Origin of the sequence: Paenibacillus sp. CR_12, from assembly GCF_041953985.1 — a bacterium.
GTDB lineage: Bacteria > Bacillota > Bacilli > Paenibacillales > Paenibacillaceae > Paenibacillus_AQ > Paenibacillus_AQ lautus_A.
This window is the reverse complement of the sequence record NZ_JAVFHO010000003.1, coordinates 335548-359632: the sequence shown is the minus strand read 5'-3', so window position 1 is coordinate 359632 and position 24085 is coordinate 335548. Positions and strand designations below refer to the sequence as shown.

The following is a 24085-nucleotide window of genomic DNA, read 5'->3' as shown; positions in this document are numbered from 1 at the left end:
TCATGGATCGGTTCTATGGGTGGCAACCTATGGGAGGGAAATGAATTCAAAGACTTATTCTAAGGGCGAATCCGGCAAGATATCCATCATTTGGTTATTTAGTTGACGGACGCAGCGGGTATTCATTATCCTGTAGAAGACTGGTTTAGCATTGTACATACATTTCCCTCCTATAAAGAGAAAGGGGACTCATCATGAAAAAAACAACCTTCATACAACCGGATCCCAAGTCCTGGCTGGACACGTTTCACTTTGAAATTCCGATAAAGATTAGGTATTGCGAAACGGATATGCTGGGTCATGTCAATAACGTCAGTTATTTCATGTATTTTGAGCAGGGACGCATTGAATATTTCGAGAATCTGGGATTGACCGACGAGCTGTTCGGCGATCAAAAGGTGTCGGTTGTTGCGGATTTGGAGTGCCAGTATTTGGCGCAAATGTATCTGAAGGACCCGCTTAGGCTTCATGTGCGGGTGGCTGAGATCGGACGCTCCTCCATGGACATTCAATATGCGATCGTGGTGGACGGCGCCTTGAAGGCAGCCGGCCGCGGAACCATCGTGCTCATCGAGACCGCTTCAGGCAAGAGCACGCCGATTCCGGATTCGGCACGCGAACGAATTTCGGCTTTTGAAGGATGGATGTAAGCCAACGATAAAGATCAATCAGGATAAACCATGAAGGGAAGGGATAAGGGATGAACATCCGTTTTGCCATTATCGGCACAAACTGGATCACCGAGAGGTTTCTCCAGTCGGCACTGGAGACGGAAGAATTTATTCTGGCTGCCGTATACTCCCGTACGGAAGATAAAGGCAGGGCTTTTGCGGCTAAGTACGCGGATCCCAAGGTCTACACCGATCTTGAGGCGATGGTGCAGGATGACGAAATTGATGCGGTATACATTGCGAGTCCGAATTCCTATCACGTGGACCAGGCGATATTATGCATGAACCATGGGAAACACGTCCTCTGCGAGAAGCCGATGGCTTCCAACGCGGTTGAAGTGGCCGCAATGATCGAAGCTGCGAAGAACAATGACGTTCTGTTGATGGAAGCGTTGAAGTCGACGCTGATGCCGAACTTCAAGACCGTCCGGGACAACCTGTACAAGCTGGGCCCGATACGGCGTTATTTTGCAAGCTATTGCCAATATTCCTCCCGTTATGACGCGTTCAAGCAGGGGACGGTGCTGAATGCATTCAACCCTGAATATTCCAACGGTTCTTTGATGGATTTGGGGATTTATTGCCTGTACCCGATGGTGACCCTGTTCGGAAAACCGGACACGGTGAAGGCTTCCGGCTACATGCTGTCTTCCGGGGTGGACGGCGAAGGCAGTCTTCTGTTGTCCTATCCCGAGATGGATGCCGTCATCATGCATTCCAAAATCAGCGATTCCTACGCCCCAACCGAAATTCAGGGCGAGAACGGCACGATGATCATCGACAAAATCAATCAGCCGTACGATGTGAAGATCCGCTACAGAGACGGCACCATCGAGAACGTGACCCAGCTGCAAACGCATGAATCGATGTATTACGAAGCCCGGGAATTTATCGATTTGATCCGGTGCGGCGAACGGGAAAGTTCAATCAACACCCATGCCAACTCGCTCATTACGGCCGAAATTATGCAGGAAGCCAGAAGCCAGATCGGACTGCGGTTCCCGGCGGATTCCCGCACCGATATATGATATTTGTCATACTCCCGAAATGACGTTTATGACTACGACGCGCATGACATTCTATCTATACTTAAGTTAGACAAGTGCGTGATAGCTTGATGACGTCCTTGCGCTTCATTTCGAGGAGGAAGACAACTATGGCTAAACCCGATAACAAATTGTCCAGCTTGAAAAAGAACGTTGCCCCTTATGAAGAAATTGACACAAAGGCGAGTATAGGTCAGCTTTTCAATACACTGGTTCCCTTGATACTGCTATGGTATGCAGCCTATTTAAGCTTATCCGTATCGTACTGGCTAACCATTCCCATAGCCGTGATTGCTTCGGGGTTTGTTGTCCGGACGTTTATCATATTCCATGACTGCTGCCACGGATCTTTCTTCAAGAGCCGCAAGGCTAACAAAATTCTCGGCACGATTACGGGCGTGCTTACGCTGTGCCCTTACGAGCAATGGAAGAACACCCACGCGATCCATCACGCGACGAGCAGCAATCTCGATAAGCGGGGAATCGGCGATATGTGGGTATTAACCGTTGAAGAATATGGGGCAGCTTCCTTTTGGCAGCGTCTGTACTACCGCGTGTACCGTAACCCGATCGTGATGTTCGGTCTGGGTCCCATCGCCATATTTCTGATCTCCTATCGTTTCAACCGCAAAGGTGCGAGACGCAAGGAGAAGAACAGTAACTATATAACCAATATTTCGATTGTAGCGCTGTATGCCTTGCTGTGCTGGGCGATCGGATGGCAGGCATTTCTGCTCGTTCAGGCTCCGATCTTCATGGTTTCCGGGATGCTTGGCATTTGGTTGTTCTATGTGCAGCACCAATTCGAGGAAACGTATTACGAGCATGATGAAGAGTGGAGTTATATCAATGCAGCCGTAGAAGGCAGCTCTTATTACAAACTTCCGAAGCTTCTGCAATGGATCACGGGCAACATCGGCTTCCATCATGTCCACCATTTAAGCCCGAAGGTGCCTAACTATAACCTGGAGAAGGCGCATGAAGCCGCTCCTCCGCTGCAGAAGGCAACAACGATTACGCTGAAGACCAGTTTGAAATCCATTCGTTTCCGTCTGTGGGATGAAGAGAAAAAGGTGTTCGTCACCTTTAAGGAAGCGCGTCAGTCGCTTCGTAAGCCGCAGGAGCCGGCAGTGAAGAAGGCCGAGAAGAACCTGGCGAGCCCAAGACCCAGGGTGCAGGGCGAATAGGCCGCTGAGTCATGATGCTATATTAGAGCACGGATTCGCTAAGGCTAGTAAATGGATTAAGCTTGAACCGACAGAAGGTGGGACTCCATGCAGAAATGGTATCAGATCTTTCATAAAAGCACGGGACTGAGCCCTTACGTATGGGTCGTCTTCTACATCCTTCCGTTCTATTTCATCTTCCGGTCGACCTCGACCTATCAGATCGTGATCGGCGTTCTGATGATCGTGATGTTCTTCGCTTTTTATGTGTTGTCATTTCTGTCCAAAGGCTGGCTCGTCTATTTCTGGACGAGTCTGCAAATTCTGATATCGATTGCGATGTCCGTGGTATTCGGATATATCTATTTCTCGCTGTTCCTCGCCTTCTTCATCGGGAACATCAAGAATAAGGCCGGATTTATTACGCTGTACTCCATTCATTTGGTTACGACCATTATTACGGTGAACTATGGATTGTTAACGCGGAATCCGTTCTTCATCACGCAGCTGCCGTTCGTGCTTGTGAGTGTGGTAGGGGTTATACTGCTCCCTGTGACAAACTATAACCGGAATAAGAACGATCAGCTGCAGGGCCAGCTGGAGGATGCGAACAAACGGATTTCGGAATTGGTGAAGCTGGAGGAACGCCAGCGCATTGCCCGGGATTTGCATGATACGCTGGGGCAAAAGCTGTCTCTTATCGGCCTGAAAAGCGATTTGGCCGGCAAACTGATGAAGCAGGATATGGAAAGGGCCCAAGCCGAGATCAACGACGTCCGTCAGACGGCCCGAACCGCACTGAAGGAAGTGCGCGAGATGGTAACGCGGATGCGGGGGACCCGGCTCGCGGATGAAATCTTCCGTATTCGGCAAATCCTGAAGGCGGCGCAGATCGAGTTGACCTTTGAGGGGACGCAGGAGCCGGAGAATCTATCGTTGATGAACGAAAATGTGATCAGCATGTGCCTGAAAGAGGCAGTGAATAACATCGTGAAGCACAGCAATGCCACGGCCTGCTCCATTGTGATCGAATCCACGGAAACGGATCTGATTGCCAGGGTGAAGGACAATGGAACCGGGTTCGTGACGGACGCGAAAAACCGCGGCAACGGGCTGCGGGGAATGAGAGAGCGGCTTGAATTCGTAAACGGAAGCATGGAGTTTGCTTCAGGCGAGGGGACTACGCTTGTCCTTCGAGTCCCTAATGTGCTCAGAATGCCGGATAAGGAGGCGGGAATATGATCCGAATCGTCATTGCCGAAGATCAGCGGCTGCTGCTTGGGGCCTTGGCCTCACTGCTGGATCTGGAAGAGGATATGCAGGTGGTCGGGACGGCGGGCAACGGCAAGGATGCCGTACAGCTTGTCAAACTTCATATGCCGGATATCTGCATCATGGATATTGAGATGCCGATCATGAACGGGCTTGAAGCCGCCGAGGAGATCAAGGGTTATGGCTGCAAGGTGATGATCCTGACGACCTTTGCCCGGCCCGGGTATTTCGAGCGTGCCGTGAAAGCGGGCGCCAACGCTTACCTGCTTAAGGACAGCCCGAGCGAGGAGCTGGCCGCGTCCATTCGCAGCATTATGGCAGGCAGGCGTATCTACGCCTCCGAGCTGGTGGATGAAGCGTATTCCGGTGAAGAGAATCCGCTGACGGAGCGGGAAAAGGAAGTGCTGGGCCTCATCGCGGACGGCAAGAATACGAAGGAAATTGCCAATCAGCTGTTCATTACCACGGGAACCGTGCGTAATTACATTTCCGTTATTCTCGATAAGCTTGGCGTCAGCAACCGGATCGAAGCAATCACGCGTTTCAAGGAAAAAGGCTGGTTTAAATAGTGCGAAGAAGAAGCAAAACCCCGCGGTTGCAGCCGCGGGGCTTTTTTTTCGTGCGCAGAAGAAAAACGAAAACCAGGAAGAAGGTGAATATGCCGCTTAAAAATAATGGATTTTTTTACCTGGTATTGTATGCATTAAAGTGTATATTTATTCATTTAATGAAGTTTGAATGCGATTGTGGATAGATTTTATATTTTTTGGAAACAATGAAATCGCTAATAAAAATAAGCCTGTTTTTAAATGATGCCATTTCCTGCATAAAAGGCAATCAAGCAAATATATTGCAGTTCCTTTGTAAATGTATGCATTTTTATGTATAATAGTAATGATTGCCAGAAGTCAAATTTGAGGAGGAGGAGGTCTTCTATGGACCATATGATGTTTGAGGTTGGAACTGCTCTGATTCTGGTTGCTATAGCCTCCGTAATTGCTGGAAAGCTCAAGTTCTCGATCATACCGTTCTTGATTGTGCTCGGGATGCTTGTCGGTCCGCATGCACCAACGATAGGGATTCTTGACTTTAAGTTCATTGAGAGCCAGGGGATCATCGATTTTCTGGGACAGATCGGTATTCTATTCCTGCTCTTTTACCTTGGTCTTGAATTTTCGGTTCAAAAATTGATCAAGTCCGGACGAAACATTGTGGTAGGCGGAACCGTATATGTAGTATTGAACTTCGTGCTGGGTGTGGCTTACGGTTTCGTGATCAACATGCCTCTGTACGAGACGCTGATCATTGCAGGGATGCTGTCGGTTTCCTCCAGCGCCATCGTCGCTAAGGTGCTTGTGGATCTGCGGCGCACGGGGAATGCGGAGACGGAACTCATACTCGGCATGATTTTGTTCGATGATATTTTCCTTGCCGTGTTCTTATCGATTATGTCGGGACTGCTGTTAGGCGGGGCTACATCGATAGGGGCAACGATCCTCTCGGTTTGCATTTCAATAGGTTACATGCTGTTGTTCTTTGTTATTGCGAGAAAAGGTCCACCCATACTTAACAAATTGCTGAATATTACGTCCAGCGAGATTTTCATTATCGTAGTGTTCTCGTCGATGTTCTTTATTGCCGGGTTTTCGGAGACGCTGCACGTAGCCGAAGCGATCGGCGCGCTGCTGTTCGGACTGGCTTTATCGGAGACGGATCATAGCGAACGGATCGAGCAGCTGGTCATACCTTTCCGTGATTTCTTTGGAGCGATCTTCTTCTTCAGCTTCGGTCTCGGCATCGATCCGACCACGCTGGGGAATGCGTTATGGCTGGCTCTTGGCGCCGTGGTACTGACCATAATCGGCAACCTGGTCGCAGGCATGATAGCGGGACGCAAGGCCGGACTATCGCATAAATCGTCGCTTAACATCGGCTTGACTATTATGGCGCGCGGGGAGTTCACGATTATCGTTGCGAATCTGGGACTTGCCGGCGGACTGTCCGCGATGCTGAAACCATTCTCGGCACTCTATGTCCTGATTCTCGCGATTCTTGGGCCCTTATTGGCCAAGGAGTCGAAGCGCGTGTACCGTGGAATGAATAAAATATTCAAATGGAGCGATCCAGTGGAGAAAGTGAAAAAAAGGAATGCATAGGGAAGCCCGGGATGATTTACTTTCTTCCAACTAATCTATATAATCTAGAGATTGAATTAACCCCAGAACGGAGGATTTACACATGAGTATTATTCGCGAATCTGATCTGCCGGGTATCGGGAAGAAGTTCCTTATTCAGGCGAGATCAGGGGATAAGCTGGTTGTTGTTATTCATGACGATGGCCGTAGAGAGTTGTACCACTTTGAAGATGACGATCCTGAGGAGACCATCTCCCAGATTACATTAGAGGATGACGAGGCAAGACAAATCGCAGGCATTATCGGCGGCATGACGTATAAACCGAAAGCGCTGGAGACCATCGAAGTGACGCTCGAAGATTTGATCATCGAATGGGCGCGAATCGAGCCGCATTACAAATGCGTGGGACAATCCATTGCAGGGCTTCAGGTTCGTCAACGTACTGGCGCTAATGTATTAGCGATTGTGAACAAGAAAGAGCAGAAAATCAATCCGGGTCCGGACGACATCCTGACAGCAGGATCGACGCTGGTGCTTGCGGGCGAGCGCAAGCAGATCAAGCAGCTGAAAGAACTGCTGGTCAACGGCTAATAACGAATAGCTTCACAGGTCTTTAGTTGATCCTGTCGTAACACGTAAGCAGCAAGCTCCTCCATGGGTGAGGGGCTTGCTTTTTTTTGCATGGATCCTTTAAATTTGAAATTTTTCGCGAAATGATCTATCTTTGATAGTGAGGCTATCATTTTTGAGAAAGAAGGCGTGTACAGCATGAAATTGAAAGACAAAGTAGCTATAATTACGGGCGGTGCCGGCGGAATCGGCAGCGGCATGGCTCTGGCCATGGCCAAGGAAGGCGCCAAGGTCGTCATCGTGGACGTGAATGAGGATAAGGGTCGCGAAACGGAGAAAGCGCTGAGGGCATATAGCGATTCGATGTTTATTAACGGCGATATTACGAATAAAGCCTCGATTAAAGGAATCGTGGATGACGTTGTGAGCACCTACGGCAGACTGGATATTCTGGTTAATAACGCGCATGTGTCCAAGCAGGTACCCATTGTGGAAACAACCGATGAAGTGATGGCATTGTCGTTCAATACCGGATTCTATCCGACGTTTTATTTCATGCAGGAATGTTATCCTCATCTGAAAGCAGCCAAGGGCAAGGTGATCAACTTTGCATCCGGTGCGGGACTGTCCGGCATGGTGAACCAGGCCTCCTATGCCGCAGCGAAAGAAGCGATCCGGGGATTGTCACGCGTGGCTGCCAACGAGTGGGGAGCAGACGGCATCAATGTCAATCTGATCAGTCCGATCGCGCTGACGCCGGGCGTAGAGCAGTGGAAGCAGGCATTTCCGGAAGCGTATCAAGAAATGGTCGATAAGATTCCGCTCAAAAAAATGGGCGATCCCGAGCAGGATATCGGACGCGTGGCCGTGTTCTTGGCTAGCTCCGATTCCGATTACATGACCGGCCAAACGCTGATGGTGGACGGCGGTTCCATCATGCTGAGATAATATACGATGCTGATTTCTAAAAAAAAGCGCCAAGGGCTGTGCCCCTTGTGCGCTTTTTCTGTTTAATAGCCGTAAGCTACGGGTTATGGATAACCATGGAGGACCGGCTATTTTCGTGCCACGATCATAAACCGTGCGGAATTCGTCCGGATTCCGAGATCTGTGCGATGCTCCTCGATGAATTGCTGCAGGATGCGGAAATCCGATTCCTCCTGTCCGAATCCGGGAATGATGGGCGTGTGCTTGAGCAGGAAGATAAGATCCTCCTCACGCTCATAGTACTCGACGGCATCATATTCGGCGCATTGGATATCGCGAAACCCTGCCAGCTGAAGTTCCCTCTTGTATTCCTCCATTAAAGCGCCGTCTTCGCGGGAGGATTGTCCTCTGCCGAAGGCTTGGGCCAGATTAGCTTTATCGCATTCCCGAACCTGCTGCGTTAGAAACACGCCATCATCGGTTAATACCCTGGCAACCTCCGAAGCACGGAAAGGGGAGTGCCGGCATGAAATCAAATCGAAAAACGCCTCCGGGAATTGAAGCACCCCTGCATCCATCTGGACAAAGCGTACGTTGGAAGCCGCAGCCTTCCGTTTATTACTCCGGGCAGTCTCTATCATCGCATGGGAAAGATCGATTCCAATCAGCAATGCCGCCTTCGAGGCGATGGACAACAAGTTCTCTCCGCCTCCCGTGCCGATATCCAGCAGTACGCCCGATGATGTGCACCGCTTGCTAACCTCATCGTAAAAATTCCACTCCACGCTTTCCGAGATCCATCTGACCTTGCTGAAATCCCAGCCGTTTAAGGCTCCTACGATATCATAAAATGACTTGTATTCCTGTGATTTCATATATATGGTTCACCTTTTCAATTGAGATAAAATGGGATGCTGAAAACAGATCGTCTCTTATTCGTTCGCTCAGTTACTGTGATTCTGGCCAGGCCCGGTCCAGTATGACAGACCGGGCCCAGCTACTTCGAACGGCAAGGATCCTTATCAGCATCCAATTCACCCCAATTAAAGATTATTTTAAGAGATAAGAGAGTATAAGCTTCAGAGTCTTACCATCCTTATCTCGCAAGAAAAACTTCCGCTATACGCGGTCTGTCTTCTGAGAAAGTACGTCGATAGATATTTTTCTTATTGTAAGACCAAGGATTCTTCGGGATCAAGGAGAATTTTATTAGGAGCATGAACCAGAATCTTAAGCAATTGTTAAGAATTTGGAAGTAAGACGTTAAGAAATGTCTACTATACTGGTTGAATTCGTTTCGGTTAGGAACGAGAAAAATTCGGACTTTGAAATGAGAGGGTACTGCCATGAACAAAATGAATTCTCTGCCAAGGGAGCGTCTTCCCGAGCTGCAATTGGTCCGCGCATTCGCCATTATCGGCGTGCTGTCCGTTCACTCGACATCGTATGCCGTATCGGCCATGACGGACTCCAAATACTTTTTCATCTACAATTTTATGAACATCTTCATGAAATACGGAACGCCGACGTTTATATTTTTGAGCAGCCTGGTACTCTTCTACAATTATTATGACCGCCCTACGACCAAGAAGCTGATCGGCGGATTCTACAAGAAAAGATTGCTGTACATCATCATCCCGTATACGCTCTTTTCCGTGTTTTACTTCGGGCTGCTGCACTATCTGCATTATCAAGGCAGGCCGTTTGGCGAGACGATGGAGAGTTTTATTCAAAAGCTGTTGACCGGCAAAGCGTATACGCATCTGTACTTCGTGTTTATCAGCATTCAGTTTTATGTGCTGTTTCCGCTGGTGCTGTGGTTGTTCAAGAAGATGCCGCTGCTTGCAAAATGGGCGATACCGATTGGACTGGTGATCCAGTGGACGTTTATACTGATGAATAAGTATTATTGGCAGGTGCCGAATAAGGGAAGCTGGGCCCTGTCCTATATAGCTTACTTCATGCTGGGCGCTTTTATCGGCATCTATTATCCGAAACTGAAGGCCTGGCTTGTGATCAGCCGTGCCAACGCACAGCCTTACCGCATCGCGGCTTGGACGATGCTGTGGATCGCATGGGCAGCTGCCGGTCTCGGCCATGTGTACATTTATTACAACAACCGTCTTCACGGAACCGGATATAATTCAACGCTGTACGAGCTGCTGTGGAATATGCATACTTACTTTGGGGCGCTTGTCCTGCTCCAGTTCGCCATTCTGTTCTACCGGGCCGGGGTACGCGGATGGACGCCCGCGCTGGAGAGACTGGGGGCCGTATCCTTCGGGATTTATCTCATTCATCCGTTCTTTCTGCTCGTCTACCGTCAATTCCCGCTAACCACGGGGAACTCGATCCTGACCCATCTGTGGTATGCAGGCGGTTTTGCGGCAGCCTTAGGCTGTTCATGGATCGTCGTGGAATTGACGGTTCGATATATACCGGGCTCATGGGTGATTTTCGGTAATATTCCGAAGGCGAAGAGATCGGGTAAACCAACCGATGCGCCGGCTGTGCCGCTTTCCGGTTCCTAGCCTGTTTCGCAAGAATAGGACGTATACCCGACGAGGCATGGCCATGGCGAAAGGAAACCAAAACAGCAGCATCGCCCGGCCTGACAACATCCGTGGAGCAAGAGAACGTAAAGGCGTTATGCTGACTGCCGCTTTATGATCAAGGAGGAGCCATGTCTGGAGTTACGATACTGATGGTTGACGATGAAACCGAAATTTTGAAATTGATGGAGATTTACGTCAGGAATGAGGGCTATACGCTGCTCACCGCATCTCATGGCCTGGAAGCGCTGGAGATTCTAAAAAACCATAAAGTGGATTTGATCATTCTCGATGTCATGATGCCGCAGATGGATGGCATCCAGGCATGCATGAAGATTCGGGAGGAGAACAACACGCCCATTATCATGCTGTCCGCCAAGAGCCAGGAGATTGACAAGATCGCCGGACTCAGCATCGGCGCGGATGATTACGTGACCAAACCGTTCAGTCCGCTGGAACTGGTCGCAAGGATCAAATCGCAGCTCCGCCGGTACAAACAGCTGAACAATCAATCGGTACGGGACGAGAACGAAATCCAGATCGATGAGCTGATCCTCAATGTCGCGTCCCACCGGGTAACGGTGGCCGGCAGGGAGATTAAGCTGACGCCGCGCGAATTCTCCCTGCTGCATACGCTGGCCATCAACCGCGGACTCGTGCTGAGCATGGACAAGATTTATACCGAGGTATGGAACGAGCCGTTCATGGAATCAAAGAATACGGTCATGGTCCATATTCGCAAGCTGCGCGAGAAGATCGAGAAGGATCCGCAGCAGCCGGAATACATTAAGACGGTATGGGGGATCGGTTACAAAATAGAGTAAACTTAACCAGAGGTGACTGACTTGAAAGGATTGAAGCTTCATAGCATCCGCCTGAAGATGCTGCTTATGCTGCTCGCCAGCATCGGCATCGCGGCCGCCCTGCTTATCATACTCTATGCGTTAAGCACGCTGGTACTCTCCATTCCGGCCATCAACCCGCCGCTAGTCTGGATCGTCAATAACCTCGGTTCAAAGCCGGTTATGTTGGTCACGGGCGTCATTCTTTTTTTGGCAAGCTATTACATGAGCACGAGGTGGTTTGCCCTGGATCTGCGGAAGGTAGAGACCGGTCTTCAGGACATCACGGCCGGACGATTCGATTCCAGAATCGAGCTCGACACCCGGGACGAAGTAGGCGCCGTCGCTGCTAGCATTAACCGCATGACCGAGCAGCTGAACGCGTACCTGGAGGAAATCACGCATGGCCTTCGCGAGATTGCCAAGGGGAATTTCGATACCGAGATTCCTGTTCGCTCAGGCAGCCAGCTGGGCGAGGTCGCCGAGAGCATCAACCAGATGAGCAGGCAGCTTCACCAATCCATTCTGGAGGAGCGCCATGCGGAGAAAACGAAGAACGATCTGATCACGGGGGTATCCCATGATCTCCGGACGCCGCTGACATCGATACTGGGGTTCCTGGAGGTTATCGAGGAAGACCGGTACCAGGATGAAGTAGAGCTGCGGTATTACGTGAATATCGCTTATGAGAAAGCGCAGAATCTGAAGAAGCTGATCGATGACCTGTTCGAATACACGAGGATCAATAACGGGCTTCCGCTGGATATTAGGGAGATCGATATGGCTCAGTTCATGAGACAGCTGATCGAGGAATTCGTGCCGTCCTTGGAGAAAGCCGGGATGGAATGCAAGCTTGCGGCGGAGGAAGGCCTCGTTATTCGGGCAGACGGTGCCCAGCTTGTCCGGGCTTACGAGAATCTGATATCCAATGCGATCCGGTACGGAGAGTCGGGACACAGGATCGACATCGCCGTCCGCAGCGTTGGCGGTCAGGTGAGCATCAGCTTCACCAACTACGGCGATCCGATTCCGGAGCGGGATTTGCCGTTCATCTTCGATCGCTTCTACCGCGTGGAGGCTTCCCGTTCGAAGCAGACCGGGGGCACGGGTCTGGGACTGGCGATCACGAAGAGCATCGTGGAGGTCCAGGGCGGCGAAATCCGGGTTCGGAGCGACCGGCAGCGGACGACCTTTGAAACCCGCTTTCCCCAAGTCGTATAGCAGCAGTTCGCTTGCGCACGGTGGTCGTTCTGCATTGCGAAGCAATAGAGGCAGCTCAAGCGAACGCTCCCTTCGAGGGAGCGTTTTTATATGATCCTGAGAAGGGCTCCCCGATCGCTGCTGCAAGGTCCCTATGGAATTGTTCAGTTTTATTTAAGCATTCGTTAAGAACTTGCCCCGCTGATTGATAAGATATGTTCCTTATACTTTCCTTCAGAACGTACATAAGGAGGAAGTCGGATGGAATCCTTGGATTATTCGAAACGGAACGCCAGGCTCGTGGTGGCGTGGCAGATTATGATTGTGATGGTTGGTGTCATTTTATTATCGGGATGCGCAGAGTTCAGTGCATTCCGTGCTAATATGCAGTTTGAGGAGCGATCCATCGGCGGGGCGGCATCTGAAAGCAATCGAGACTCGTCTATTGCCCCCGCATCCTTTATCGGTCAAGTGTGGGGGGAATTATCGGACGGCGTGTCTAATCGCGCCAGAATCATGACAGGCAGGCAAACGCAGAGCCGCAGCGTACCTGATTCAGCCTGGCGAATGAATGTCCGATGATGCTGAAGAGAGCGAGCCTGCGTCGGATCAGCCGCGGAAGCATCACAACAGGAATAGCCCGTTCATACATGCGTTAGAAAGAGCTCCTTTTCTGAAAGGGAGCTTTTTTTTGTTTTGATTTTGGAACATATTGTCTTATAATAGCGTTTACAATATATATGCTTGTATGGGAGAGGATGGTTTCTTGTGAGTACACGCGTTTCGATCCGTAAGCGACTATTCGTCGGAATAACGGCAGCCGCCTGCATTTCACTCGTCGGACTTCCGGCTCAGCAGGCGCAGGAGGGCACTCGTCCCGTATTCGCCGATGCTGCCGGAACCGGGAGCTTTACATCCGGTCAACGCGTCACGCTTCAGCAGAGGACTGCTTTTTTCCCTAATGCGCTTAGCAAGAACAGCCATCTGAGGAATCTCAAGGCCAGCTATTACGGGGCCGATGGAGAATCGCTCCGGCTTCACTCCGTGAAGGGGGAAATGGCATTAATCAAGTCCGATTCCCGTGGGGACCTGTGGCTCCCGACATGGTATGTTTCCAAGGAAGCTGCCAAAGTGAACGATATTTCCCCGCTCTCGCTTCAACTGCGCAGCAGCGGCAGCATATACCTGGCTCCCGGAAGCGCGGTGAAATGGCCGGTATCCCAGACGGGAACGTCCCTCATCGCCGTAGCCCAGTGGAAGGACTGGTACGGCGTTATGGTCGCTCCCTCCAAGTGGAAGGAAGATTACCGGATCTACCGCCCGGCGCTGATGTGGGTACAAGGGAAGGACACGACAGCCAAGAAGGCGATGCCTGAAGCGCTTCTCGGTGGCAATTCGGAAGTAGCGACGGATGTGGTGCGCAACTTGACGGAGTTTCTTTTTAAGAAAGGGACCCCTTCTTCGTACGTGAAAAAGCTGCTCGGCGAACCGCAGGCGAGGGAGACATCGCGGAATCAGGAATCGAGCTCCAATAAACCGATGATTCTCGGCGAGACCTGGAGATATGAGCAGCGGGATGCCCATTATACCGTGACGTTCTCCCCATCCGGAAAGCTGAGTTCCAGCGAATGGGTAATCCCTTCGGCGGGATCCTTCGAGCGGAGTTACAATCCTGGCGATGATTACGAGTTTACCTATCATCTGGACGTCCTGCCGCTGCGGAAGACCATAACAGCCGAGCCCGATTGGCGAAATCAGGGTAATCTGAACTTCACCTTCCTGCTTGAAGCCAACGAGGATGTCCTGCTCCTCAAGGGAGATGACGGCGGGTTCAGCGGCATGCACGATAACTCTTCCTTGTACGCAATTGACCGGGGCACCGGCAAGAAGCTGTGGCAGGAGGATGCGGGATTCGGCTGGTATACGGCCATTACAGATCGGGAGCGGAAGCATGTCACGATGTACTCGGCATATAATCCGGAGGTTAAGGATTACGTGGCCCGCGTGCGGCATATCCGGTTGTCGGATGGCAACGTGTTATGGGAGGTTAAGCCCAAGAACCAATTCGGCTTGAAGATGACGGCTGCGGCCGATGCGATCATACTGGAAGAAGCTTTGAACATGAACGAAACCAAAAGAGTGCTGCGCGTCCTGGATCAGGATACCGGCAAGCTGCGTTGGAAAAAGACCTTGTCCGGCGAACACCGCTTGCTGAATGCAGGAACGGGCGATCCATACGTGCTCATCGAGCAGAACGGACAGCTTACCGCTTACGATCCGGTCACCGGCAAATCGGCATGGAATGTGAAGGTCGGCAAGAGGGTGATGGACGATCCGTCCCGAGATCCGTATTTTACCGGAGGTTATCGTTACGATCCAACTGCGCCAGCGGATATGACAACACGATGGATGCTGCTTGGCAAGGAATGGGTTCTGCTCAATACGGAAACCGGCGTGCGCGAAGACACGTATCCGGCACTGGAGATGGAAAGGTTCGAGGTGCTGAATGAGCGGTATCTGCTGGTGCAGCGTGCGCTTGGCGGGGAGTATTTCAGCGGGGCCGCCGCTTACGAAAGCGTACTGTATGACCGCCTTGAAGATAAGGAACTGTGGACAATTAAAGGGAAGGCCACCCGTGGCGTCATCGAGGGAGCGCGAGTCTATCTTGCCTTGAACGGCATTCCGGCTGCGGTAGATATAGAGAGCGGCAGCATCCTATGGAAGATGGAGACCACTTCCAAAGCGGGTGACGATCTGTCCCATCTGGTTGGCAGCAGCTACGGAATCCTGGATCCGTGCCTGCTGATAAGTTTGGGAAGCGATCTTGTGGTGTTGCATAAGGAAGACGGCAGAAGCTTGGGCAGATTGCATGACGTGATCACCGGCAACGTCGATTTGCGAGAGACCTATGCCAAAAACGGCGCGCTGAACGTAACGGATCAGGATGTGCTCGTCGGCACGGTCAACGGAGCTTTTGTTCGTTATGATGCCCGAGCGTTAAAGGAACGCTTGGATGAGCTGTTATAGCTTGTATCGATAGATGACTAACACCGTAGGGAGACGTCCGCAAAGGAGGAAGACTTATGGGCAAGAGGCTTAAGTTAGCAGGGCTTCCGATCATCAGCCTATTGTTGATCCTATGTTTGGGCTGCGGCAGCAAGCAGTCGGCCAGTTATGCGTCTTTGGTAAAATACGATGACCAAGAGTATATCGGAAAAGGCACTGAGGGTGCCGAGGCTTTTGCGGAGGCGGATTTGACCTTGGCGGGCACGATCCAGAAGCGGCTCGAGCCTGATCAATATCCGGATACGCATTTATCCTCGAACGAGCTGCCCGAAGGCACGGAAATCTATGTCGTCGATGAACATACGTTGGTGGCTTTGCAGGAAGGCCGAAGATTCAAGGTGTTTGAGCGCATGGAATAAATGCAGATGAACGATAAGCGTCCCTGGTGTCTGGAAACAGATGCTGGGGGCGTTTTTTTGGTCTTATGTTATCTTGCGAATTTTGATATTGTTTCGTTTCTATTGAATGGTATAATATTCCTGGTTCAAATTGACTAGATTTGAAAGACTTACATTCTGATAAGAGATGAGGTTCATTCATGTTCAAGAAAATGTTGGTTCTGCTATTGGCGGTTTGCGTGATGGTTCCCAGCGTGGCCGGTGCAGCATATGGGGAGTCGGGCAAGGCAAGCGCCAAGATTGCAATGCTGCTGCCCGATGGCACGCCCTTGATGGAGGACGGCACGGTCTGGATTACGTACAGCCGTCTTCCCATCAACCGAATCCCGATTCCGATGGGCGGAGATCTGAAGTTCGTCGCGGGCTCCAGCGGATACGGGTTCGGCGTCAATAACGCGGGCGGACTGGTCATGTGGGGGGAATCGGGTTATCAGGCTGTAGCGGGTGCTAATCATGTGAAACAGGTGGGACAAGGTTACTGGTTGACCTCTGACGGCATCGTCCATCGCATGGTTGATTCCAAGCCGCAGACTGTAAAGGGGTTTGAGGGAATTTCCGTTTTTGACGAGAACAACGGGATTATCGGCGGCGTTACCCAGTCGGGGACGGTCTTATACCATAATCGTGCTTATACGCCGGAGCCCGTGGCTCTGGGTCAAGCAGCGGACGTGGGCGCGATCCGCAAAATCAAGGTTGCCGGAGACTATGCCGCTATTTTATACAATGACGGAAGACTGGTGCTGTTCAGTACCCTTCGAATCAACGGCAGCACGAATTACCTGTCCCAAAACTTGATTAGCGACGGGGCTGATATTTCTTTCGGTAAAGAACAGAAACTGATTTTCGTCAAAAAGGACGGAACGGTGTGGAATGCGAGATTGGATGTATTCACGCAAACCTTCGAAATGAGCCCGTTGAACGGGATCAGCGGAGTGAAAGAGATTGTGGGAATCGAAGGTTCCAAGAGCTTTTTCGCCCGGCTATCGGATGGGACTTGGACCGAATATGATCATGGACAATTATATGATGTGACGGTTCCGAGCATTACGGGCGTTACGCTAAAGGTAGCGAACAGCAAGCCGAAGGTGGGGAGCTCCATCACGCCAACGGTCGAATTTCAGTACAGCAGCGGAGAGAAGCACAAGATTCCGGCGAATATGATCGCTTTGTCCGTAGACAAGCCGCATTTAATTAAAGCTGGAGATAAAGGAACTTACAAAATCATGGGCGTAGGCGAAGCCACGCTGACGGTGGAGGTCGCGGGCAAGAAGCAGTCCGTGAAAATCGTTTCAGGACTTGGCAAGCCGTTGGAGAACGCCAAGCAGGAAAAGGGGATTACTTACCTGCCGTTGAAGCCGGTATTCCAAGCCGTGGGAGGCTCGGTCCAATATCAGGCTGCTTCCAAGACCTTCGACATTACCGTAGGAGAAACCAAGCTTTCCGTTAAGGCAGGAAGCAAGCAGGCGAAGATCAACGGCAAAACCGTGAACATGAAAGGCGCCCCGATCCAGAACAAAGGGGAGACGCTCGTATCCGCGGATCTGCTGACCGCAGCACTGGGTGCAAAACTGAAATGGGATGCATCCAAACAGCAAATGACCGTGACGCTGGGCGCGGCACAATTCGTCGTAAAGGGCGAGCCGAAGAAGGCAACGAGCAGCAGCAACACCGGAAACGCCGGGAAAAGCAAAATGTCATCGGTTCCTGCGACCGGAAGCATGGCTGGTTGGAGGCTGCTAAAAGGCCATGAATATGAAAAATCCTTGCGCATTTATTACCAATACAAGAATGGCATTCTGTCGACCAAAACGGAAGATATCCGCAAAGTGGATTTGAATAAAAAAGTGACTTGGACGGATGATTACGGTCGCAAGCATACCAATACCGTCCGTGAAATCTACTCCCTGTTCACCCTTTCGAATGAGTACACCTCAGAATGGCTTCACAAAAAGTTCGGAAGACTTTATGAGGACTGGCTGCTTAGCTCCTTGGTAGATGCCGCTCGGATTGTTGAGCAGTATTTGCAGGAGACCGGTCAGATGCCGAGTTATGCACCCAATGTAACCCTTACGCCGGATGCGGTATTCGAATACGAGTAAGCGAATGCGAGCCAGCAAAAAAGATATTCTCGTTTCGGAAAAGGGCCAGGAGATTCCTGGCCCTTTTTGCTATGGAAGCGATTCTTTCTCGTGGACGAATACTATTCCACCGCAAGCCCCATCCATCTCCCTTATGCGGCGAATATTATAACTTACATCAAAATATAGTAAACGTAAATGCAAGCCCTGTTACTTGCAATTTTAAATACAAAGGGGGGACATTCATGAAGCGAAGGACACCGCCTGACCGCTTGACTGAGCCGGGGGCGGCCGATACTCCGCCTCCCAGAAGGCACACCCTGTTTTGGAGAATGTTCGCGAACTATTTTCTCCTTATTCTCATCCCCGTCATTGTTGCTTCGGTTCTTGCTCAGGTGCTTGTCGTTCGCATCATCGAAAAGGATGCCGAGCGTTTTAACCAAGTGGTGATGAACCGGTTCTCCGAGCAGACGGATGCCGAGCTTCAATCGCTAAAGACAAGCATGATTAATATCCTGAGCACATCCAGATTGCGGAGCGTGCTGCTCGCTCCCATGTCTTCGTCGCCGGAAAGCCAGCTCCTTCCGGAACTGCTTCATTCCCTGCGGGAGCAGCTGCAGCAGCTGGAATCGGATGAATTGGTCGAGAAGGCTTATTATTATTTTGTCCATCAGGATTTAATGATCGATGCCGAGACCTATACGAACAAAGCGTATTATTTCCGTTCCCGCTATCCCTTGGATCTGAACCGCCGCCACCAGCTGGAAGCCGAATTATCCGGCAAGAAAATGATGGATTTCATGGATTCCCCCGCTTCCGTGACGGCTTCCATGAGTTACCCGTTCAATACCGCCGCCCCTGAAGTTTACCTCCTGGTCGAAGTGAAGCGAGACAAGCTTGAGGAGAGGATTCATATTCCGGAGAGCTGGGTCACGGGCACGGCCATTGTGGATGATACCGCCCAAGTGATCGCCCGGACCGGTTTGACCGAGCAGGACCAGCATGCCCTGCAGCAGCGAATACGCACGGATGGTTTCGCTTCGCAATTTACGATATCGGACAAGATGGGGCTGTCCTTCATGGCGTCCGGCTTCAACGAGTCCTGGCATTATATCAGCATGGTTGATCTAGGCACATTGATGAAGCCGGTCCATATTACCCGCTTAATCTGCTGGTTGTTCCTCCTGTTCTTCCTCATTGTCGGCGCGCTCGCCTCGTATTATTTAAGCCGGCGCTTGTACCGGCCGATTCGGGAGATCAAGGATGGCTTGAAGCTGCACCATGCTCCGAATGAAGAGGGCCGTTACGAAGGAAACGAGTTTGACGTCATCAAGCGCTACTCCCAGTTCATCATGACCGAGAATAAAGAGCTGTACCAGATGGTGAACGGGATGCTGCCGATCGTGCAGGAGCAGTTTTTCACGAAAATCCTGCTGGGGCAATACCGGGATGCCTTATCGATTGAGTACTACGCCAAGGAGATTGAGTTTGCTTACAGCCATAAGGCGGCAAGAACCGTCCTGTGCATCTCTTTCCACTATGACCGGTCGTTTTATGATTCGACTTCGGAATCGGCCAAAATCTTTTTGCTGACGGAGCTGAAGGACAAGATCCACCGGCTGGCGCCCGGCATGGTCTGGATCTGCCAGACAAGGCCGGATTTGATGGCTTGCGTCGTCCAGCATGATCACATCACGGAGGGTTATCCGGAACGAATAGCGGAGCAGATCAGGCACGTTTTTCTGCAATACGGTGTCTATTATAAAGCGACGATCGGGATCGGCAGAACCATTCATGCCATCGAAGAGCTGCATCAGTCCTATGAGCATGCGCTGGCCATGCTGAATTACCGGGGGCTGCATTCCACGGTGGAGATTTGCGGCAGTCTGCCTTCAAGGGAGCTGCAGCAATGGGACTCTTTCCTGTCCGTGCAGGAGGTCCAGCGGATCCACAACCAGTGCAAAACCCGGGAGTATGACAAGCTGCTCCATTCCGTGCTGGATCTGCTGGAGGAAGGGAAGCGTAAGGATGCGTCAGCCGTGCAGATGAAATATCTGCTCGCCGATGTGCTCAACACCTGGATTCGGGCGGTGGAGTCGGAGCGCAATGAATTGAACGTTCCCTATTATTCCGGTCTGTTCGAGCGAATGAATCGCTGCATGACATGGGACGAGCTGACGCAATGCTTCCAGGACATTCATGGCTTTCTGTTCCGGAAACCGGCCTCCAGCAGCCGCAGCCAACAATTTATGGAGATTTTGGAGTACATTCACGAGCACTACGATCAAGAGCTGTCGATCGAGCATTTTGCCGGCATGATGAATATGTCCATCGGGCATTTCAGTCGAACCTTCAAGGAAGAGGTCGGCGAGAAGTACGTGGAATATATCGCGAAGTACCGGCTGATGAAGGCGAAGCAATTTTTGCTTGAAACGGATTTGAAAATAGACGAAATCGCCGAAAAGGTGGGGTATTGGGGGAGGAATTCCTTGATTCGGGCTTTCCGCCGATATGAAGGCATTACGCCTGCCAAATACCGGAGTTCCCATCAATAGGAAAGAAGAGACTGCATTATTTTCTGAAGTCTCTTTTTTTGCATGGAACAGGCCGAAAGCCTTGCGGCGCAGGCATAACAAAACATGCGTCTTAAGGAAAAGATGTTTGCTTTACGCGAAGGAAGCACGGCTCGTATAGTGGGGACAACAACAAACGAATGTAAATGCTTTCAATCGGAGGTGGGGATTATTGGCGCAGCTATCACGGATCGGTTACGTTCTGAAAAAGCATAAAGCGTTGTACTTGCTGATGCTGCCCGGCATCTTGTACTACTTGATATTCAAGTACGCGCCGATGTACGGCATCATCATTGCTTTCCAGGACTATTCGATCGGCCGGGGCATTTTGGGAAGCGAATTTGTGGGACTGAAGCATTTCATTGAATTTTTCTATGTCACCCCCGATGCATGGAAGCTGATTCGCAACACGATCATGCTGAATGTGTACGATCTGCTGTTTCATTTTCCGGCGCCGATCATTCTGGCGATCCTATTCCATGAGCTGAAGAGCAAATGGTTCAAACGGTTCGTGCAAAACATCAGCTACATGCCGCATTTCCTGTCGACCGTCGTGATCGCGGGCATTCTCGTCACCTTCCTGTCTCCGACCACGGGCGTGGTGAACCATCTGCTCGTCAAGCTGTTCGGCATCGAGCCGATCATGTTTCTCGGCATGCCGGAGTGGTTCCGGACGGTGTACGTGGGCTCCGAAATATGGCAGAAGGTCGGGTGGGGGACCATTCTCTACCTGGCTGCGATTGCCGGCATCGATCCGACGCTGTACGAGGCGGCCAAGATGGATGGAGCCAACCGGTGGCAGCAGATCCGGCATATTACGTTCATCGGCATGGTGCCTGTCATGATTATTCTGTTCGTGCTGTCGCTCGGTAATTTCATGGAGGCCAGCTTCGAGAAAATCCTCTTGATTTACAACACGATGAATTACGAAACCGCGGATGTCATTAATACCTTTGTGTACCGGCGGGGCATCCTGGATGCCGATTTCAGCTTCGCGACCGCAGTAGGCCTGTTCCAGTCGGCGATTGGCTTCATTCTGGTCGTTGCGGCCAATCGGGTCGTACGCAAATATTCGGAGACCAGCCTGTGGTAAGGGAGGTGCGCGATGAAAAAGCAGGAAAGCTTCGCTTCGAAGCTGTTTGACGTATTCAATATATTGTTCATGATTGTGCTGATCATGGTAATGGCCTACCCGATGGTGTACGTATTCTCGGCTTCCATCAGCAACAATGCCATGGTCGCGAGCGGCGCGGTGCTGCTATGGCCGAAAAAGATTACGCTGATCGCTTACGAACAGCTCATCTACAACCCCGATCTCTGGGTGAGTTACTGGAATACGATCCGGTACACGTTCCTGCATACGTTGCTGACGCTGATTGCAACCTCGGCGATGGCGTATCCGCTGGCAAAGCGGTGGCTGCCCGGCCGAAGAGTGATTCTGCTCATGGCAGCGTTCACGCTTCTCTTCAGCGGGGGCATGATTCCAACCTTCCTGATCGTTCAGAAGCTGGGGATGCTGGACACGATCTGGGCGATCGTCCTTCCGTCGCTGATCAGCACATGGTACCTGTTCATTATGCGGACATTTTTCGAGGCGCTGCCGGAGGAGCTTGAGGACGCGGCTGCCATCGACGGATGCGGATCCATGCAGATTCTGGTGCGGATCGTGCTGCCGCTATCCGTGCCGGTGATGGTCACGATTGGCCTGTTCACGGCGGTGAATCAATGGAATTCCTTCTTCAGCGCTTTGATCTACCTGAATGACCGGGAAATGTACCCGCTGCAAATCATGATGCGCAACATCCTGATCGCTGGCACGAACGTGCAGGGCGAAGGCGACCTGACGCATCTGGAAACGCTGAAATACGCCATGATCATGATCGGGACGCTGCCGATCCTGTGCGTCTATCCGTTTATCCAAAAATATTTCGTACAGGGCACGATGATTGGCGGCATTAAGGGGTAGTCATGGATTTAACGGGAATCCATTTCTATACGATGTGATGATAAAAAAAGGAGGTTATGGAATGCGGCAAAAGGGGTTCAGAACGGCGCTTGCCATGATCCTGCTCTGCGCGATGCTGGTTACGGGCTGCACCGGCGGGGGCAAGGACGATTCGGGGACGTTAAGCCCTGACAAACCGGTTACTTTTTCATGGCTCGTATACGACCGGGTGGAGGGCAAGGTTCGGGATGACTGGGAGATTTTCAAAGAGATCGAGGCCAAGACGGGCGTCAAAGTGAAGTTCCAGATCGTCAGCCAGGAAGGGCTTGAGGAGAAAAGGCAGATCATGATTGCCACGAATACCGCTACCGATTTTATCCAGGTGCCGACGCAGGACGGCCGGGAGCATGGGCCGGAGAAGGTGTTCCTGAACCTCCATGATTATTTGGATCGGGCTCCGAATCTGAAAGCCTTTTACGAGAAATATCCTGAAGCCAAGGCGCTGGCAACGGGCACGGACGGAGGCTTGTATACCGTACCTGTCCTGGAAGGGGATGCGGAAGGCAAGGGCTTTAACTTTATCTGGTATGCCCGCAAGGACATTATGGATCAGCACGGGATACAGGCGCCGACCACCGTGGATGAATTTTATCAATATCTGAAAACGTTGAAAGAAAAGGTGCCGGACTCCTACCCGCTCATATCGAACGCGATCGTAGGCGACACGGGGCTGTATACGACCTTCGGGCGTATCTTTACCGGCATCAGCGGTTTTTACAACCTGGATCCAACCACGGATCAATACGCATTCGCGCCGTATCATGAGAATTATCAGGATATGCTGGTATACCTGAATAAGCTGTATGCGGAAAAATTGCTGGATCCGGAATTCTCGCTGCTGACGCAAGCGCAGTGGGAGGAGCGCATCCTGACGGGCAAATCCTTGGTGACGTTTTTCTGGAAGGCCGATCTTGAATCCTTGGTTGCCAAGGCGAGGGGGGCCGGCACGGCGGAATATGAGCTGGACGCAATTCCATCCTTTGCTGCCGAAGGGATCAAGAACTATCAGTTCTCCCGCCCGGTCGTTGGCACCGTCGGCCGAGCGATATCGGCCAAAGTGAAGGATAAGGAGCGCGCCGTCCAATTCCTCGATTATTTGGTCAGCGAAGAGGGGACGAATTATCTGTCCTTAGGAATCGAAGGCAAAACGTATACGATGGAGGACGGTAAAGCGGTATATAACAAGGAGTTCGGCGAATCTCCGTTTAATGCGCTGCGCAAGGATTGGGGCGTATGGTATGACCTGATCACGCTGAATAACGCCAAGTCGCGGGAAGTGTGGGAGCGCGGGTTAAGCGAGAAGAGCAAGGATATCAATGCAAGGTATGAGCAGTATATCGTCCCTGCACCGAAGCAGATCGTCAAGACGGAAGAGGAGCTGGAGCTCGAGAAATCGAAGCTGAACAATCTGAATAAATTCCTTGAACAGAAGGTAACGGAGTTCGTAACCGGCAAAACGCCGATCAACGATTCCACGTATCAGCAATTCATCGACCAAGCGAAGAAACTCGGCTCCGACGAACTTCTTGCCATGTATAACACCGCATATACTCGCACATACGGCGGCAAGTAATTCTTAATGG

Annotated in this window: 20 protein-coding genes; 19 read left to right on the top strand and 1 reads right to left on the bottom strand. The window is 51.2% G+C overall.

Annotation, left to right across the window (positions count from 1 at the left end):
- The first annotated feature begins 194 nt into the window (after positions 1-194).
- From RB297_RS13875 to RB297_RS13840, 8 genes are all read left to right on the top strand, one after another.
- Complete coding sequence (locus tag RB297_RS13875; protein ID WP_036662299.1) at positions 195-650, top strand: acyl-CoA thioesterase; 456 nt, start codon at positions 195-197, stop codon at positions 648-650.
- A gap of 50 nt (positions 651-700) precedes the next feature.
- Positions 701-1699 (top strand): Gfo/Idh/MocA family protein, encoded by a 999-nt coding sequence (locus RB297_RS13870; RefSeq protein ID WP_375120726.1) that lies wholly within the window; start codon positions 701-703, stop codon positions 1697-1699.
- Positions 1700-1827: 128 nt separating this feature from the next.
- Positions 1828-2904: a Delta(5) desaturase DesA gene (desA, locus tag RB297_RS13865; RefSeq protein WP_375120725.1), complete on the top strand. Its 1077-nt coding sequence runs from the start codon at positions 1828-1830 to the stop codon at positions 2902-2904.
- A gap of 87 nt (positions 2905-2991) precedes the next feature.
- The gene (locus tag RB297_RS13860) at positions 2992-4125 is read left to right on the top strand and encodes a sensor histidine kinase (RefSeq protein ID WP_192569486.1); all 1134 of its coding nucleotides are present in this window, start codon (positions 2992-2994) and stop codon (positions 4123-4125) included.
- Entirely contained in the window at positions 4122-4724 is a 603-nt protein-coding gene (locus tag RB297_RS13855; RefSeq protein WP_012819369.1) for a response regulator transcription factor, read from the top strand. The genes RB297_RS13860 and RB297_RS13855 overlap by 4 nt, the downstream gene beginning before the upstream one ends.
- Positions 4725-5090: 366 nt before the next feature.
- Entirely contained in the window at positions 5091-6311 is a 1221-nt protein-coding gene (locus RB297_RS13850; protein ID WP_009589754.1) for a cation:proton antiporter, read from the top strand.
- Between the two features lie 82 nt (positions 6312-6393).
- On the top strand, positions 6394-6882 hold the full coding sequence (locus RB297_RS13845) for a cation:proton antiporter regulatory subunit (protein ID WP_009589718.1): 489 nt from the start codon (positions 6394-6396) through the stop codon (positions 6880-6882).
- A 177-nt stretch (positions 6883-7059) separates the two neighbouring features.
- Complete coding sequence (locus RB297_RS13840) at positions 7060-7809, top strand: SDR family NAD(P)-dependent oxidoreductase (protein ID WP_213580440.1); 750 nt, start codon at positions 7060-7062, stop codon at positions 7807-7809.
- Positions 7810-7916: 107 nt separating this feature from the next.
- Here the strand turns inward: RB297_RS13840 and RB297_RS13835 are convergent, their stop codons facing one another.
- Positions 7917-8663: a class I SAM-dependent methyltransferase gene (locus RB297_RS13835; protein ID WP_375120724.1), complete on the bottom strand. Its 747-nt coding sequence runs from the start codon at positions 8661-8663 to the stop codon at positions 7917-7919.
- Between the two features lie 471 nt (positions 8664-9134).
- On the opposite strand from RB297_RS13835, the gene RB297_RS13830 reads away from it, so the two are divergent.
- The 11 genes from RB297_RS13830 to RB297_RS13780 all read left to right on the top strand — a co-directional run bounded on the left by RB297_RS13830 (position 9135) and on the right by RB297_RS13780 (position 24075).
- Positions 9135-10319 carry an acyltransferase gene (locus tag RB297_RS13830; protein WP_375120723.1) on the top strand — a complete coding sequence of 395 codons (1185 nt, stop codon included), beginning with the start codon at positions 9135-9137 and terminating at the stop codon, positions 10317-10319.
- Between the two features lie 152 nt (positions 10320-10471).
- Positions 10472-11164: a response regulator transcription factor gene (locus RB297_RS13825; RefSeq protein WP_012819373.1), complete on the top strand. Its 693-nt coding sequence runs from the start codon at positions 10472-10474 to the stop codon at positions 11162-11164.
- 21 nt (positions 11165-11185) lie between these two features.
- Complete coding sequence (locus tag RB297_RS13820; RefSeq protein WP_375120722.1) at positions 11186-12403, top strand: sensor histidine kinase; 1218 nt, start codon at positions 11186-11188, stop codon at positions 12401-12403.
- Between the two features lie 240 nt (positions 12404-12643).
- The gene (locus RB297_RS13815) at positions 12644-12964 is read left to right on the top strand and encodes a hypothetical protein (RefSeq protein ID WP_375120721.1); all 321 of its coding nucleotides are present in this window, start codon (positions 12644-12646) and stop codon (positions 12962-12964) included.
- A 186-nt stretch (positions 12965-13150) separates the two neighbouring features.
- On the top strand, positions 13151-15409 hold the full coding sequence (locus tag RB297_RS13810) for an outer membrane protein assembly factor BamB family protein (protein ID WP_375120720.1): 2259 nt from the start codon (positions 13151-13153) through the stop codon (positions 15407-15409).
- Between the two features lie 56 nt (positions 15410-15465).
- Entirely contained in the window at positions 15466-15807 is a 342-nt protein-coding gene (locus RB297_RS13805) for a hypothetical protein (protein WP_096775205.1), read from the top strand.
- Between the two features lie 179 nt (positions 15808-15986).
- A complete protein-coding gene (locus RB297_RS13800; protein ID WP_375120719.1) occupies positions 15987-17945 on the top strand; it encodes a copper amine oxidase N-terminal domain-containing protein in 1959 nt (652 codons plus the stop codon).
- 224 nt (positions 17946-18169) lie between these two features.
- Complete coding sequence (locus RB297_RS13795; RefSeq protein WP_375120718.1) at positions 18170-20479, top strand: helix-turn-helix domain-containing protein; 2310 nt, start codon at positions 18170-18172, stop codon at positions 20477-20479.
- Positions 20480-20669: 190 nt separating this feature from the next.
- Complete coding sequence (locus RB297_RS13790) at positions 20670-21590, top strand: ABC transporter permease (RefSeq protein ID WP_375120717.1); 921 nt, start codon at positions 20670-20672, stop codon at positions 21588-21590.
- Positions 21591-21602: 12 nt separating this feature from the next.
- Positions 21603-22463, top strand: coding sequence for a carbohydrate ABC transporter permease (locus tag RB297_RS13785; protein ID WP_036662331.1), 861 nt, complete (start codon positions 21603-21605; stop codon positions 22461-22463).
- Between the two features lie 61 nt (positions 22464-22524).
- Complete coding sequence (locus RB297_RS13780) at positions 22525-24075, top strand: ABC transporter substrate-binding protein (RefSeq protein ID WP_375120716.1); 1551 nt, start codon at positions 22525-22527, stop codon at positions 24073-24075.
- The last annotated feature ends 10 nt before the right edge of the window (positions 24076-24085 follow it).

Bases quoted from the DNA above. Each gene is read 5' to 3' on its own strand.
- RB297_RS13875 (WP_036662299.1), top strand. From the start codon at position 195: ATGAAAAAAACAACCTTCATACAACCGGATCCCAAGTCCTGGCTGGAC.
- RB297_RS13870 (WP_375120726.1), top strand. From the start codon at position 701: ATGAACATCCGTTTTGCCATTATCGGCACAAACTGGATCACCGAGAGG.
- desA (WP_375120725.1), top strand. From the start codon at position 1,828: ATGGCTAAACCCGATAACAAATTGTCCAGCTTGAAAAAGAACGTTGCC.
- RB297_RS13860 (WP_192569486.1), top strand. From the start codon at position 2,992: ATGCAGAAATGGTATCAGATCTTTCATAAAAGCACGGGACTGAGCCCT.
- RB297_RS13855 (WP_012819369.1), top strand. From the start codon at position 4,122: ATGATCCGAATCGTCATTGCCGAAGATCAGCGGCTGCTGCTTGGGGCC.
- RB297_RS13850 (WP_009589754.1), top strand. From the start codon at position 5,091: ATGGACCATATGATGTTTGAGGTTGGAACTGCTCTGATTCTGGTTGCT.
- RB297_RS13845 (WP_009589718.1), top strand. From the start codon at position 6,394: ATGAGTATTATTCGCGAATCTGATCTGCCGGGTATCGGGAAGAAGTTC.
- RB297_RS13840 (WP_213580440.1), top strand. From the start codon at position 7,060: ATGAAATTGAAAGACAAAGTAGCTATAATTACGGGCGGTGCCGGCGGA.
- RB297_RS13835 (WP_375120724.1), bottom strand. From the start codon at position 8,663: ATGAAATCACAGGAATACAAGTCATTTTATGATATCGTAGGAGCCTTA.
- RB297_RS13830 (WP_375120723.1), top strand. From the start codon at position 9,135: ATGAACAAAATGAATTCTCTGCCAAGGGAGCGTCTTCCCGAGCTGCAA.
- RB297_RS13825 (WP_012819373.1), top strand. From the start codon at position 10,472: ATGTCTGGAGTTACGATACTGATGGTTGACGATGAAACCGAAATTTTG.
- RB297_RS13815 (WP_375120721.1), top strand. From the start codon at position 12,644: ATGGAATCCTTGGATTATTCGAAACGGAACGCCAGGCTCGTGGTGGCG.
- RB297_RS13805 (WP_096775205.1), top strand. From the start codon at position 15,466: ATGGGCAAGAGGCTTAAGTTAGCAGGGCTTCCGATCATCAGCCTATTG.
- RB297_RS13800 (WP_375120719.1), top strand. From the start codon at position 15,987: ATGTTCAAGAAAATGTTGGTTCTGCTATTGGCGGTTTGCGTGATGGTT.
- RB297_RS13795 (WP_375120718.1), top strand. From the start codon at position 18,170: ATGAAGCGAAGGACACCGCCTGACCGCTTGACTGAGCCGGGGGCGGCC.
- RB297_RS13785 (WP_036662331.1), top strand. From the start codon at position 21,603: ATGAAAAAGCAGGAAAGCTTCGCTTCGAAGCTGTTTGACGTATTCAAT.
- RB297_RS13780 (WP_375120716.1), top strand. From the start codon at position 22,525: ATGCGGCAAAAGGGGTTCAGAACGGCGCTTGCCATGATCCTGCTCTGC.